General features: G+C 45.3%; 9 protein-coding genes. All 9 read right to left on the reverse strand.

Annotation, left to right across the window (positions count from 1 at the left end; all coding sequences use genetic code 11):
- Positions 1-11: 11 nt before the first annotated feature.
- A complete protein-coding gene (gene fusA / locus B6N13_RS16185) occupies positions 12-2,105 on the reverse strand; it encodes an elongation factor G (protein WP_012071939.1) in 2,094 nt (697 codons plus the stop codon).
- 21 nt (positions 2,106-2,126) lie between these two features.
- On the reverse strand, positions 2,127-2,600 hold the full coding sequence (gene rpsG / locus B6N13_RS16190) for a 30S ribosomal protein S7 (protein ID WP_012071940.1): 474 nt from the start codon (positions 2,598-2,600) through the stop codon (positions 2,127-2,129).
- A 99-nt stretch (positions 2,601-2,699) separates the two neighbouring features.
- Complete coding sequence (gene rpsL, locus B6N13_RS16195) at positions 2,700-3,074, reverse strand: 30S ribosomal protein S12 (RefSeq protein ID WP_012071941.1); 375 nt, start codon at positions 3,072-3,074, stop codon at positions 2,700-2,702.
- 137 nt (positions 3,075-3,211) lie between these two features.
- On the reverse strand, positions 3,212-7,414 hold the full coding sequence (rpoC, locus tag B6N13_RS16200; RefSeq protein ID WP_012071942.1) for a DNA-directed RNA polymerase subunit beta': 4,203 nt from the start codon (positions 7,412-7,414) through the stop codon (positions 3,212-3,214).
- A 65-nt stretch (positions 7,415-7,479) separates the two neighbouring features.
- Positions 7,480-11,580, reverse strand: a complete 4,101-nt coding sequence (gene rpoB, locus B6N13_RS16205; RefSeq protein WP_012071943.1) for a DNA-directed RNA polymerase subunit beta — start codon at positions 11,578-11,580, stop codon at positions 7,480-7,482.
- A gap of 188 nt (positions 11,581-11,768) precedes the next feature.
- A complete protein-coding gene (rplL, locus tag B6N13_RS16210) occupies positions 11,769-12,140 on the reverse strand; it encodes a 50S ribosomal protein L7/L12 (RefSeq protein WP_012071944.1) in 372 nt (123 codons plus the stop codon).
- 81 nt (positions 12,141-12,221) lie between these two features.
- A complete protein-coding gene (gene rplJ / locus B6N13_RS16215) occupies positions 12,222-12,722 on the reverse strand; it encodes a 50S ribosomal protein L10 (protein ID WP_012071945.1) in 501 nt (166 codons plus the stop codon).
- 231 nt (positions 12,723-12,953) lie between these two features.
- Positions 12,954-13,655: a 50S ribosomal protein L1 gene (gene rplA, locus B6N13_RS16220; RefSeq protein ID WP_169459973.1), complete on the reverse strand. Its 702-nt coding sequence runs from the start codon at positions 13,653-13,655 to the stop codon at positions 12,954-12,956.
- Entirely contained in the window at positions 13,655-14,089 is a 435-nt protein-coding gene (rplK, locus tag B6N13_RS16225) for a 50S ribosomal protein L11 (protein ID WP_012071947.1), read from the reverse strand. The genes rplA and rplK overlap by 1 nt, the downstream gene beginning before the upstream one ends.
- Positions 14,090-14,126: the final 37 nt, after the last annotated feature.

Below are 14,126 nucleotides of genomic sequence, written 5' to 3' on the forward strand. Positions count from 1 at the left end.
AAGTATGATGATTAATCTTCATTTTTGATGATCGCGTCTGCCACACTAGCCGGTGCTTCAGCGTATTTCTCAAACTCCATTGCATAACTTGCACGCCCTTGCGACAAGCTACGCACGTCAGTTGCATATCCGAACATCTCCCCGAGAGGAACTTCAGCACGAATAATCTTCCCTGACGGGGAATCGTCCATCCCCTGAACAAGACCACGACGACGATTCAGGTCACCCATCACATCACCCATGTATTCTTCAGGAGTTACAACTTCCACTTTCATTACAGGTTCAAGAACGCAAGGATCAGCATCTACCGCTCCTTTTCTTAGCCCCTGAGAAGCTGCAATTTTAAAGGCCATTTCGTTAGAGTCAACATCATGGAATGAACCATCGATCAGCACAACCTTGATACCCAACAATGGATAACCAGCGATTACACCGTTCTTCATTTGCTCTGAAACACCCTTTTCTACTGCAGGGATGTATTCTTTAGGAATAGCACCACCAACAATCTCGTTAACGAATTCAAGCCCATCTTTTTCAGTTGGAATCAATTTCATTACGACGTGACCGTATTGACCACGACCACCGGATTGACGCACAAATTTGTGATTAACCACCACTTCTTTGCGAATTTTCTCCCGGTAGGAAACCTGAGGCTTACCAATGTTAGCCTCCACCTTAAACTCACGACGCATACGGTCAACAAGAATATCAAGGTGTAGTTCACCCATACCAGAAATAATAGTTTGCCCCGTCTCTTCATGCGTCTCCACACGGAAGGAAGGGTCTTCTTGCGCCAATTTACCTAACGCAACAGCCATTTTATCCTGGTCCGCTTGAGATTTAGGCTCAACCGCAACAGATATAACTGGCTCTGGAAACTCCATACGCTCTAACACAACAACATCTTTCATGTCACAAAGAGTATCACCCGTAGTAGCAAACTTCATACCTACGAGAGCAGCGATATCACCCGCCAAAACCTCTTTGATCTCTTCACGATTATTTGCATGCATTTGCACCATACGTCCAATCCGCTCACGCTTCTGCTTAACAGAATTATAAACAGCATCACCGGAACGCAGCACACCTGAATACACACGAATAAACGTCAATGTGCCTACAAATGGATCCGTTGCTATCTTAAAGGCCAACGACGAAAAAGGATCTTCATCATTCGCCACACGAGTCACAACTGTTTCACCATCCTCAAGCGTACCTTCAATCGCTTTAACTTCAAGCGGTGAAGGCAAATATTCAACAACAGCATCCAAAACAGCCTGAACGCCTTTATTTTTAAAGGCTGAACCACACGTAACCAAGACAATCTCATTGGATAACGTACGAATCCGCAGACCGCTTTTTATTTCCTCAACAGACAAATCACCTTCTTCAAGATATTTATCCATTAATTGCTCACTAGCCTCAGCTGCGGCCTCAACCATGTGCTCACGCCACTCTTGCGCTTCATCAAGCAGATCTTCAGGAATATCTTCCAAAGTGAAAGTCATACCTTGATCTTCTTCATTCCACACAATCGTTTTCATCACAACCAAATCGATGACGCCGCGAAAATCTTCCTCAGCACCCACATTGATTTGAATAGGAACCGCATTTGCACCAAGACGCGTTTTTAATTGACGAACAACCGAAAAGAAATCAGCCCCTGTACGGTCCATCTTATTGACGAAAACCATACGAGGAACTTCATACTTATTAGCCTGACGCCAAACCGTCTCAGTTTGAGGCTGCACACCCGAAGAACCACAAAGCACAACAACAGCACCATCTAGCACACGTAAAGAACGCTCTACTTCAATAGTAAAGTCTACGTGTCCCGGCGTGTCGATAATATTGACACGATGCTCTTCGAACTGCTTATTCATTCCACTCCAGAAGCATGTTGTTGCCGCTGAAGTTATCGTGATACCACGCTCTTGCTCTTGCTCCATCCAATCCATTGTTGCTGCACCATCGTGCACCTCACCAATTTTATGAGACAGACCAGTGTAAAAAAGAACGCGTTCAGTTGTCGTCGTTTTACCTGCATCAACATGCGCACAAATACCGATGTTACGGTAGCGGTTGATAGGGGTTTTACGTGCCACTGTGTATCCTTCTCTGGATGATTAGAAACGGTAGTGAGAGAATGCTTTGTTAGCTTCTGCCATACGGTGAACGTCTTCACGTTTCTTAACAGCAGAACCTTTGTTTTCAGCAGCATCTAAGATTTCGCCAGCTAGACGCAAAGCCATGGATTTTTCACCACGCTTACGAGAAGCATCAACCAACCAACGCATAGATAAAGCTGCGCGGCGAGCTGGACGAACTTCTACAGGAACTTGGTAAGTCGCACCACCAACACGGCGAGATTTAACCTCAACCATTGGCTGGATAGATTCCAATGCTTTTTCGAAGATAGCCATTGGCTCTTCAGTTTTAGCGCGAGCTGCTACAGTATTTAGTGCATTATAAACGATGCTCTCTGCAACAGATTTTTTACCGCTAACCATTACATGGTTGATAAATTTAGCGAGAATCTGGCTTCCGTGTTTAGGATCCGGAAGGATTTCACGCTTAGCGACGACGCGTCTTCTAGGCATATCTATATCCTCTTCAGGTTCGCCCGAGACAATTCAATTATTGCTCGGCCTTACTGTATTAAAAAATTATGTCTAAACGATGAATTAAGCTGGTTTAGCTTACTTCTTAGGACGTTTAGTACCGTATTTAGAACGGCCTTGCTTACGATTTTGTACGCCTGAAGTATCCAAGCTACCACGCACTGTGTGATAACGAACACCAGGAAGGTCTTTTACACGACCGCCGCGAATCAGCACTACGCTGTGTTCTTGCAGGTTGTGACCTTCACCACCGATGTAGGAAGTAACTTCGAAGCCGTTAGTCAAGCGAACACGACATACTTTACGCAAAGCCGAGTTAGGCTTTTTAGGTGTAGTAGTATATACGCGAGTGCAGACACCGCGGCGTTGCGGACAAGCTTGTAACGCAGGAACGTCACTCTTTGCCACTTTACGTTTACGTGGTTTACGAACCAACTGGTTAACGGTTGCCATTAGACAAGCTCCACAAATCCAATTCTCATGACGGAAATCGCCAAAATTAAGGAGGCGCAAGTTTAATTTGCGCCTATAAAACAGTCAATAGGGAGGCGACTAAAAAATCACCTCCCTTACGATTTAACAGCAAATAACTAGTCTTTCAGTGCAGCACTCAATGCTTCTTCAACATCTGAGGCACTTACTGTCGAACTTCCTTCCTTCGCTGCTAGCGCAAGCTCTTTCTTTCTCTTGCGCTCATTGTGGTAAGCCAAACCTGTACCGGCTGGTATCAAGCGACCCACAACAACGTTTTCTTTCAAGCCACGCAAGTGATCTTTCTTACCAGTTACCGCACCTTCCGTAAGAACTCGAGTTGTCTCTTGGAAAGATGCTGCTGATATAAAGGACTCAGTAGCCAAAGAAGCTTTAGTGATACCTAGAAGCACACGCTCAAACTTAGCAGGGAACTTACCCTCTGCTTCGGCTTTTTCGTTTGCATCCAACAGATGAGTATACTCAACCTGATCACCTTGAATAAGATCTGTATCACCAGACTCACCAACTTCTACTTTACGCAACATTTGGTTAACAATAACTTCAATATGCTTATCGTTAATTACTACGCCTTGTAAGCGGTAAACTTCTTGCACTTCATTCGTGATGTAATCAGCCAAAGCCTCTACACCTTGAAGACGCAAAATGTCATGAGGGCTCAAAGGACCGTCGGCAATAATCTCACCTTTAGCCACTTCCTCACCATCAAAGATGTTGATTTGACGCCATTTAGGAATCAAAGTCTCAACTGGCTCATCACCGTTTTGAGGGGTGATAACCAAACGAATCTTACCTTTTGTTTCTTTACCGAAGCTAACCACACCGCTAGTTTCCGCCATAACAGCAGGATCTTTCGGACGGCGCGCTTCGAATAGGTCTGCCACTCGTGGCAAACCACCGGTGATATCTTTGTTACCAATAGATTCTTGTGGGATACGCGCAAGAACCTCACCTGATTTCACTGTCGCGCCATGATCAAGACTCAACAATGCTTTTTCAGGAAGCATGTACTGGACTGGTGACTCAGTACCAGGAATCAATACAGGGTTACCCTCTGCATCAACAACGGCAATCATCGGACGTATGTCTTTACCAGCTGCAGGACGATCACGCATCTCCATAACTTCAATAGTAGTCAAGCCCGTCATTTCGTCAGATTGACGACGAATAGTAACGTTCTCTTCCATACCACTGAACTCAAGACGACCTTCCATCTCAGATACGATTGGGTGAGTATGTGGGTCCCAGTTAGCTACGATTTGACCCGCAGTAACCTGATCACCTTCACGCACACTCAATACCGCACCGTAAGGAAGCTTGTAACGCTCTTTCTCACGGCCCGCTTCGTCAGCAATGGCCAATTCAGAAGAACGAGATGCAACAACTAAGTGACCAGTGTGACGCTCGATACTCTTCATTTTATTGAAACGTACCGTACCCGCACTCTTCACCTGAACGCTATCAATCGCAGACGCTCGAGATGCCGCACCACCGATGTGGAACGTACGCATTGTTAACTGTGTACCTGGCTCACCGATAGACTGTGCTGCAACAACACCAATCGCTTCACCAATGTTAACTTGATGACCACGAGCAAGATCACGGCCGTAACACTTAGCACATACACCATGACGTGTATTACAAGTGATAACAGAACGAATGATCATTTCATCCACACCAGCCGCTTCGATAGTACGAACATCATGCTCGTCAATCAAAGTACCTGCAGCAAGAACAAAATCACCTTTACCATCAATAACATCTTGAGCCACTACACGGCCCAATACGCGATGACCTAGCGGAACAACTACGTCACCACCTTCAATCATGGCTGCAACGGAAATACCGTTTGTAGAACCACAATCTACTTCAGTGATAACCAAATCCTGCGCTACGTCTACTAGACGACGAGTCAAGTAACCAGAGTTTGCTGTTTTCAATGCCGTATCAGCTAGACCCTTACGAGCACCGTGTGTAGAGGTAAAGTACTGAAGTACTGACAGACCTTCACGGAAGTTCGCAGTGATTGGTGTTTCGATGATGGAACCATCTGGTTTCGCCATCAGACCACGCATACCACCTAACTGACGCATTTGCGCAACACTACCACGGGCACCAGAATCGGCCATCATATATACAGAGTTGAAAGATTGCTGCTCAACCGTTTCACCTGCTTTATTGACAGTCATCTCTTTTGCCAAGTTTTTCATCATGGCTTCAGTTACAGTTTCGTTAGTACGAGACCATAAATCGATTACCTTGTTGTACTTCTCGCCTTGGGTTACAAGACCATCCGCATACTGGTATTCGATTTCTTTAACTTCTGCCTCTGCTTTAGCAATGATCGCCGCTTTCTCTGGTGGAATAACGAAGTCATCAACACCAACAGAAGAACCTGACGCTGTCGCGTAAGCAAAACCTGTGTACATCAATTGGTCAGCAAAAATACAGCTCTCTTTCAAGCCTACTTTACGGTAACACTCGTTGATCAAGTTAGAGATCGCTTTCTTCTTCATGGTTTGGTTAACCACAGAGAACGGTAGGCCATCAGGAACAATATCAAACAACAAGGCACGACCAACGGTTGTATCTGCAATGAAAGTAGATGGCACTTTGTCGCCATCAAGCGTGGTATCAACTTGGCTGATACGTACTTTTACTTTCGCGTGCAATTCAACTTGTTTAGCACCATACGCACGGTGTACTTCTTTGATGTCAGAAAATGCCATGCCTTCGCCTTTAGCATTGATTTTCTCACGAGTCATATAGTACAGACCCAATACAACGTCCTGAGAAGGAACGATGATCGGCTCGCCGTTTGCAGGTGATAGGATGTTGTTCGTAGACATCATCAAGGCACGAGCTTCAAGCTGCGCTTCGATAGTCAACGGAACGTGAACCGCCATTTGGTCACCATCGAAGTCGGCGTTATATGCCGCACACACTAGTGGGTGCAACTGAATCGCTTTACCTTCGATCAACATTGGTTCAAACGCTTGGATACCCAAACGGTGAAGTGTTGGCGCACGGTTCAACATCACTGGATGTTCGCGGATAACCTCATCAAGGATATCCCATACTTCAGGCGTCTCACGCTCAACCATTTTCTTCGCTGCTTTGATCGTCGTAGCCATACCACGAAGCTCAAGCTTAGAGAAGATAAATGGCTTGAATAGCTCAAGTGCCATTTTCTTAGGTAGACCACACTGATGTAGACGCAGTGATGGACCTACTGTGATTACAGAACGACCAGAATAGTCAACACGCTTACCTAGCAAGTTCTGACGGAAACGACCTTGCTTACCTTTGATCATATCAGCCAAAGATTTTAGAGGACGTTTGTTAGAACCCGTAATTGCACGACCACGACGACCGTTATCAAGCAAAGCATCAACAGATTCTTGCAACATACGCTTTTCGTTACGTACGATGATATCTGGAGCTGATAGCTCTAACAGGCGTTTTAGACGGTTGTTACGGTTAATCACACGACGATAAAGGTCGTTCAAATCAGACGTCGCAAAACGGCCACCTTCAAGTGGTACCAATGGACGAAGATCTGGCGGAAGAACTGGCAACACGTCTAGCACCATCCACTCAGGGTTGTTGCCAGAATGATAGAATGCTTCAACTAGCTTAAGGCGCTTAGAAAGCTTCTTAATGCGAGTTTCAGAATTTGTGCTGTTTAGCTCTTCACGCATGCTGTTAATTTCTACAGGCATATCTAAATCGCGAAGCAACATCTGAACCGCTTCCGCCCCCATACGGGCATCAAACTCGTCGCCGAATTCTTCTAGCGCTTCAAAATACTGCTCATCGTTTAGCAATTGGCCTTTATCAAGCGTCGTCATACCTGGATCGATCACGATGAAAGATTCAAAATACAAAACACGCTCAATGTCACGCAACGTCATATCTAAGATAAGACCGATACGAGACGGTAAAGATTTCAAAAACCAAATGTGTGCAACAGGCGATGCAAGCTCAATGTGACCCATGCGTTCACGACGCACTTTAGACAGAGCCACTTCAACGCCACACTTCTCACAGATAACACCACGGTGTTTCAAACGCTTGTATTTACCACACAAGCATTCGTAGTCCTTAATAGGACCAAAGATTTTTGCACAGAACAAACCGTCACGTTCTGGTTTGAACGTACGGTAGTTGATGGTCTCTGGCTTTTTAACTTCACCATAAGACCATGAACGAATCATATCTGGTGATGCCAAGCCAATGCGGATCGCATCAAACTCGTCAGATTGTCCCTGTGATTTTAGAAGACCTAATAAGTCTTTCATGGATATTCGCCCCACTCGTAAGGCCGGGGAGTCTTGCTCCCCAGCAGGTCAAATGTGATTCGTGCTTATTCGTTTTCCAGCTCGATATCGATACCAAGAGAACGAATCTCTTTCACCAACACGTTGAAGGACTCAGGCATGCCAGGTTCCATACGGTGGTCACCATCTACGATGTTTTTATACATCTTAGTACGGCCATTCACGTCATCGGATTTAACAGTCAACATTTCTTGAAGCGTGTAAGCGGCACCATATGCTTCTAGCGCCCATACCTCCATCTCCCCGAAACGCTGTCCACCGAACTGAGCTTTACCACCCAGCGGCTGCTGAGTAACCAAGCTGTAAGAACCAGTAGAACGTGCGTGCATTTTGTCGTCAACCAAGTGGTTCAACTTAAGCATGTACATGTAACCAACAGTTACTGGACGTTCAAAAGCATCACCGGTGCGGCCGTTAAACAATTTAACTTGGCCACTTTCGTTGATTCCAGCTAAGCGCAACATACGTTTAATTTCAGACTCTTTTGCACCATCAAAGGCACCAGACGCCATTGGAACACCACCTGTTAGGTTGGATGCCAAAGTCAAAATTTCTTCGTCTGTAAAGCTGTCTAGATCTTCTGTACGAGCGCAACGCAAATCGCCTTCGTAGCCGTTATAGATTTCGCCAAGGAAGCTACGCAGTTCTGCAACCGCTTCTGCTTTCTCACGCTCTACAACAAGCATTTCGTTGATCTTACGACCCAAGCCTTTAGAAGCTGCACCTAAGTGAGTCTCCAGGACCTGACCAACGTTCATACGTGAAGGAACACCTAGTGGGTTCAATACGATATCAACTGGATCACCGTTTTCATCGTACGGCATGTCTTCAACTGGCATAATTTTAGAAATTACACCTTTGTTACCATGACGACCGGCCATTTTATCACCTGGCTGGATGCGACGTTTAATGGCAACATAAACTTTAACGATTTTAAGAACGCCTGGTGCTAGATCATCACCTGTTTGTAGCTTGCGTTTCTTATCTTCAAATTTCGCATCAAGCTCTTTACGGCGCTCAATCAAAGCGGCTTGCGCTTTTTCAAGCTGCTCACTCGCGTCTTCATTAGCAACACGAATTTTAAACCACTCAGGGTGATCTAGATTCGCCAAATATTCTTCCGTAATAATCGCATTGCGAGCCAAACCAGGACCACCTTCCGCTTGCTGGCCGATTAGGGCTTCAGCTAGACGTTCGAAAGTCGCTTTCTCAACAATACGGAACTCTTCGTTCAAGTCTTTACGAACTTGATCAAGCTGCGATTTTTCAATGAACTTAGCACGATCATCTTTTTCGATGCCATCACGAGTGAAAACTTGCACGTCGATAACAGTACCGCGTGTGCCAGTCTTAACTCGTTGAGACGTATCTTTTACGTCAGACGCTTTTTCACCGAAGATCGCTCGCAAAAGTTTCTCTTCAGGCGTTAGCTGTGTTTCACCCTTAGGCGTCACTTTACCAACTAGAATATCGCCTGGCTCAACTTCTGCACCGATGTAAACGATACCTGATTGATCCAACTTAGAAAGCGCACCTTCACCCACGTTAGGGATATCGGCAGTAATCTCTTCTGGCCCAAGCTTAGTATCACGTGCAACACACGTTAACTCTTGAATATGGATAGAAGTGAATCGATCTTCTTCTACAACACGTTCAGAAACTAGAATCGAGTCTTCGAAGTTGAAACCATTCCAAGGCATGAAAGCGATACGCATGTTTTGACCAAGCGCCAATTCACCCATATCAACAGAAGGACCATCGGCCATGATATCGCCAGATGCTATCCTCTCACCTTTCATAACCAAAGTACGCTGGTTAATACAAGTATTCTGGTTAGAACGCACGTATTTAGTTAGGTTGTAGATATCTACACCGGCTTCACCAGCAATCGTTTCTTCTGAATTCACACGTACAACGATACGGCTTGCATCAACAGACTCAATCACACCGCCGCGATTCGCAACAATACAAACACCAGAGTCTTTTGCTACGTTTTTCTCCATACCAGTACCAACAACCGGCTTGTCAGCCTTAAGTGTTGGAACGGCTTGACGTTGCATGTTCGAACCCATCAAAGCTCGGTTAGCATCATCGTGCTCTAGGAACGGAATCAAAGATGCCGCAACAGAAACAACCTGACGAGGAGACACGTCCATTAAGTTAACTTTTTCCTTTGGAATCAAAGTGGTTTCGTGCATATGACGCACCTGAACCAACTCATCAACCAAACGACCTTCTGCATCTACGTTTGCAGATGCTTGGGCAATAACATATTTCGCTTCATCGATCGCCGAAACATAAACAGTTTCGTCCGTCTGCTTACCATCTACAATCTTACGATATGGCGTTTCTAAGAAACCGTAGCTATTAGTACGCGCATAAGTAGATAGCGAGTTGATCAAACCAATGTTTGGACCTTCTGGCGTTTCGATAGGACAAACACGACCGTAGTGAGTAGCGTGTACGTCACGTACTTCAAAGCCTGCACGCTCACGAGTAAGACCACCAGGCCCTAACGCTGAAACACGACGCTTATGCGTTACTTCAGATAGCGGGTTGTTTTGGTCCATAAACTGAGACAACTGGCTTGAACCAAAGAACTCTTTGATTGCGGCAGCAACAGGCTTCGCATTCAAAAGGTCTTGTGGCATAAGGCCATCAGCTTCCGCCATAGACAAACGTTCTTTCACTGCACGCTCAACACGTACCAGACCAACACGGAATTGGTTCTCGGCCATTTCGCCAACAGAACGAACTCGACGGTTACCCAAGTGATCGATGTCATCAACCATGCCGTTACCGTTACGGATATCTAGCAAGGTTTTTAGAACAGCAACGATGTCATCATTATCTAGAACACCAGCACCAGTATCTTCTTCACGACCTAAACGACGGTTGAATTTCATTCGACCAACGCCAGATAGATCATAACGATCTTCTGAGAAGAACAAGCCTTGGAACAAGCCTTCAGCCGACTCTTTGGTCGGTGGCTCACCAGGACGCATCATGCGATAGATTTCAACCAAAGCTTCCAACTGATTGCTAGTTGGATCGATACGAAGCGTGTCAGAAATAAATGGACCATTATCCAAATCATTCGTATAAAGCGTATCAACTTCAGTAATACCAGAAGAAACCAACGCCTCTAGTAAATCAACAGACAGCTCAGTGTTTGCTTCCGCAATCAGCTCACCCGTCGCAGGGTGAACCAAGTTTTTAGCTGTTACTTTACCAAGCATATACTCAAGCGGCACAGATAGACGCTCAAGGCCTGATTTTTCCATCACACGAATGTGCTTAGCAGTGATACGACGACCTTCTTCTACGATCAGTTCGCCATTCGCATCAGCAATATTAAACAGTGCAGTCTCGCCACGTAGACGATTTGCAACTAGATCCATTTCAAAACCATCGCGTTTCAAATAGAAACGAGTAGAGTCAAAGAAAGTATCCAGGATTTGCTCTGTTCCGTAGCCCAAAGCGCGCAACAAAATAGTTGCCGGCAGCTTACGACGACGGTCAATACGAACAAATACGCAATCTTTTGGATCAAACTCGAAGTCCAACCATGAACCGCGGTAAGGAATAATACGAGCAGAATGTAGTAACTTGCCTGAAGAGTGTGTCTTACCACGATCGTGGTCGAAGAACACACCAGGAGAACGGTGCAATTGAGATACAATAACACGCTCAGTCCCGTTGATTACAAAGGTACCATTGTCTGTCATAAGCGGAATTTCGCCCATGTAGACTTCTTGCTCGCGAATGTCTTTGATTGCTTTATTGGACGACTCTTTATCATAAATGATAAGTCGTACACGAACACGTAAAGGTGCCGCGTAAGTAACACCACGCAACTGACACTCTTTAACATCAAAAACTGGCTTGCCTAAACGGTAATCGACGTATTCTAGCGCCGCATTGCCGGAAAAGCTGACCATTGGAAAGACAGATTTAAAGGCCCCATGCAGACCTAATTCCCCACGCTCTGCAAGGCTTTTACCTTCCTGCAGAAAATTACGGTAGGATTCAAGCTGAATTGCCAGCAAGTATGGCACATCCAAAACGGGCGGCAGTTTACCGAAATCCTTACGGATACGTTTTTTCTCAGTGTATGAGTAAGCCATCAGCATTCCCCAGCTTGTGCACATTGACGCAAAAGGCCCAAATCAGGCCTTACCATATATGGGAGCATTATCTCCCACGTGAAAATTCTTTTAAGTTTTATTTGAGTTTCAGAAACCCAAAAAGGCCGGTGACAATAATGTCACCAGCCATTTCGACTATTGGTCGAAATCTGGAAATACAAGTATCATTACTTGATTTCGACAGATGCACCAGCTTCTTCAAGAGCTGCTTTAAGAGCGGCAGCATCTTCTTTAGAAGCAGCTTCTTTAACAGTCATTGGAGCGCCGTCAACGATAGCTTTAGCTTCTTTCAAGCCTAGACCAGTCGCTGCACGAACAGCTTTGATAACGTTTACTTTCTTGTCGCCAGCAGCAGTAAGAACAACGTCAAATTCAGTTTGTTCTTCAGCAGCAACGCCAGCGTCAGCAGCAGGACCTGCAGCTACAGCAGCTGCTGCAGATACGCCGAATTTTTCTTCCATTGCAGAAATTAGTTCAACAACGTCCATCACAGACATTTCTGCTACTGCATTGATGATATCTTCTTTAGTTAGAGCCATGACTCAGATTCCTAGCATTCTTTATAATCACCCAAGGGTGATAAAACAAATATTTATCAAGAAGGGATACGGTAAGCCGTATTAAGCCGCTTCTTGCTCTTTTTGATCGCGAACCGCTGCAAGAGTACGTACAAACTTGCTTGTTGCGCCCTGAATAACACTCATCAGTTTCGCAATAGCTTCGTCGTATGTAGGCAGTGTTGCCAAACGATCAATGTCGCCAGCTGGGATCAACTCACCGTTGAACGCCAACGCCTTCACTTCAAACTTGCTGTTAGTTTTCGCAAACGCTTTCAACAAACGAGCAGCCGCACCCGGGTGTTCGTTAGAAAAAGCAATTAACGTAGGACCAACAAAGCTCTCTGCTAGACATTCGAAGTCAGTGCCTTCAACTGCACGGCGAGCCAAAGTGTTACGTACTACACGTACATAAACACCTGCTTCACGCGCTTCTTTACGTAGCTCTGTCATACTGCTCACGGTAACACCGCGAGAGTCAGCAACTACTGCAGATAGTGCAGTTTTAGCAACTTCGCTAACTTCGGCGACAATGGCTTTTTTGTCTTCTAGACCTAATGCCACTGGTTTTCTCCTGGATTAGCAGGGAATAAATTCCCCTATTTTTACCAACTCTCCGATTACTCGAAGTACTTGCTGGTGAGTTAGATCCAGTTAATCTGAATCGGGCCACACCATCTGCGCAGGACAAACATTTTTCAACGTTGTTATTAAACCGTTAGGTTCCTGCGGTCTTTGACGGCCTGCTCAACAAATAAATGAAGGCAGACCCCAAAGCTCATGATCTAAACATGCTTACTTAGTTGAGTTAAGCGCGCCTAGATCAATTTGTAGACCAGGTCCCATTGTAGAGGACAAAGTCACTTTTCTCAGGTAAACACCTTTAGAAGAAGCAGGTTTAGCACGACGTAAGTCGGTTAAAAGCGCTTCCAAGTTACCTCTGATAGCATCCGCAGCAAACTCAATAGAGCCAACAGCTGCATGAATGATACCATTTTTATCTGTACGGTAACGAGCTTGACCTGCTTTTGCATTTCGTACTGCAGTAGCAACATCAGGCGTTACTGTGCCAACTTTAGGGTTAGGCATTAGACCACGCGGACCTAGAACCTGACCTAGTTGACCAACGATACGCATCGCATCAGGAGATGCAATAACTACGTCAAAATCAAGGTTGCCAGCTTTAACTTGTTCAGCTAAATCTTCAAAACCAACAACATCTGCACCAGCTTCTTTCGCAGCTTCAGCATTTGCACCTTGTGCAAATACAGCAACGCGAACATCTTTACCAGCACCATGAGGCAATACTGTAGAACCACGAACAACTTGATCAGATTTACGTGGATCAACACCTAGGTTAACAGATACGTCGATAGATTCTTTAAACTTAACAGTAGAAAGCTCAGACAATAGAGCAACCGCTTCTTCTACAGAATAAAGCTTAGCTGCTTCTACTTTTTCAGCGATCAAGCGAGCGCGTTTAGTTAATTTAGCCATTAGTTAACACCCTCAACTTCTAGACCCATAGCGCGTGCGCTACCAGCAATAGTACGAACTGCTGCATCCATGTTAGAAGCAGTCAAATCAGCCTGCTTAGCAACAACAATCTCTTCTAGTTGGGCACGAGTAACCGTACCAACTTTTTGAGTGTTTGGACGTGGAGAACCACTCTTCAAGCCAGCTGCTTTTTTAAGCAACACAGCTGCAGGAGTAGATTTAGTTTCGAATGTAAAACTACGGTCACTGTAAACAGTGATAATAACAGGCGTTGGAAGACCTGGCTCAAGGCTTTGAGTTTTAGCATTGAACGCTTTACAGAATTCCATGATGTTCACACCATGTTGACCAAGAGCTGGACCAACTGGTGGACTTGGGTTCGCTTGACCCGCTTTAACTTGTAGCTTGATATAAGCTTGGACTTTCTTAGCCATTTTTTAACTCCAATTGGGTCACTGCCCGAAGGCTACC

This window comes from Marinomonas sp. UCMA 3892 (assembly GCF_012726345.1).
GTDB lineage: Bacteria > Pseudomonadota > Gammaproteobacteria > Pseudomonadales > Marinomonadaceae > Marinomonas.

What these genes read in the sequence shown, in the direction of transcription:
- rpsG (WP_012071940.1), bottom strand. Translation starts at nt 2,600, where the DNA reads ATGCCTAGAAGACGCGTCGTCGCTAAGCGTGAAATCCTTCCGGATCCT.
- rpsL (WP_012071941.1), bottom strand. Translation starts at nt 3,074, where the DNA reads ATGGCAACCGTTAACCAGTTGGTTCGTAAACCACGTAAACGTAAAGTG.
- rpoC (WP_012071942.1), bottom strand. Translation starts at nt 7,414, where the DNA reads ATGAAAGACTTATTAGGTCTTCTAAAATCACAGGGACAATCTGACGAG.
- rpoB (WP_012071943.1), bottom strand. Translation starts at nt 11,580, where the DNA reads ATGGCTTACTCATACACTGAGAAAAAACGTATCCGTAAGGATTTCGGT.
- rplL (WP_012071944.1), bottom strand. Translation starts at nt 12,140, where the DNA reads ATGGCTCTAACTAAAGAAGATATCATCAATGCAGTAGCAGAAATGTCT.
- rplA (WP_169459973.1), bottom strand. Translation starts at nt 13,655, where the DNA reads ATGGCTAAATTAACTAAACGCGCTCGCTTGATCGCTGAAAAAGTAGAA.
- rplK (WP_012071947.1), bottom strand. Translation starts at nt 14,089, where the DNA reads ATGGCTAAGAAAGTCCAAGCTTATATCAAGCTACAAGTTAAAGCGGGT.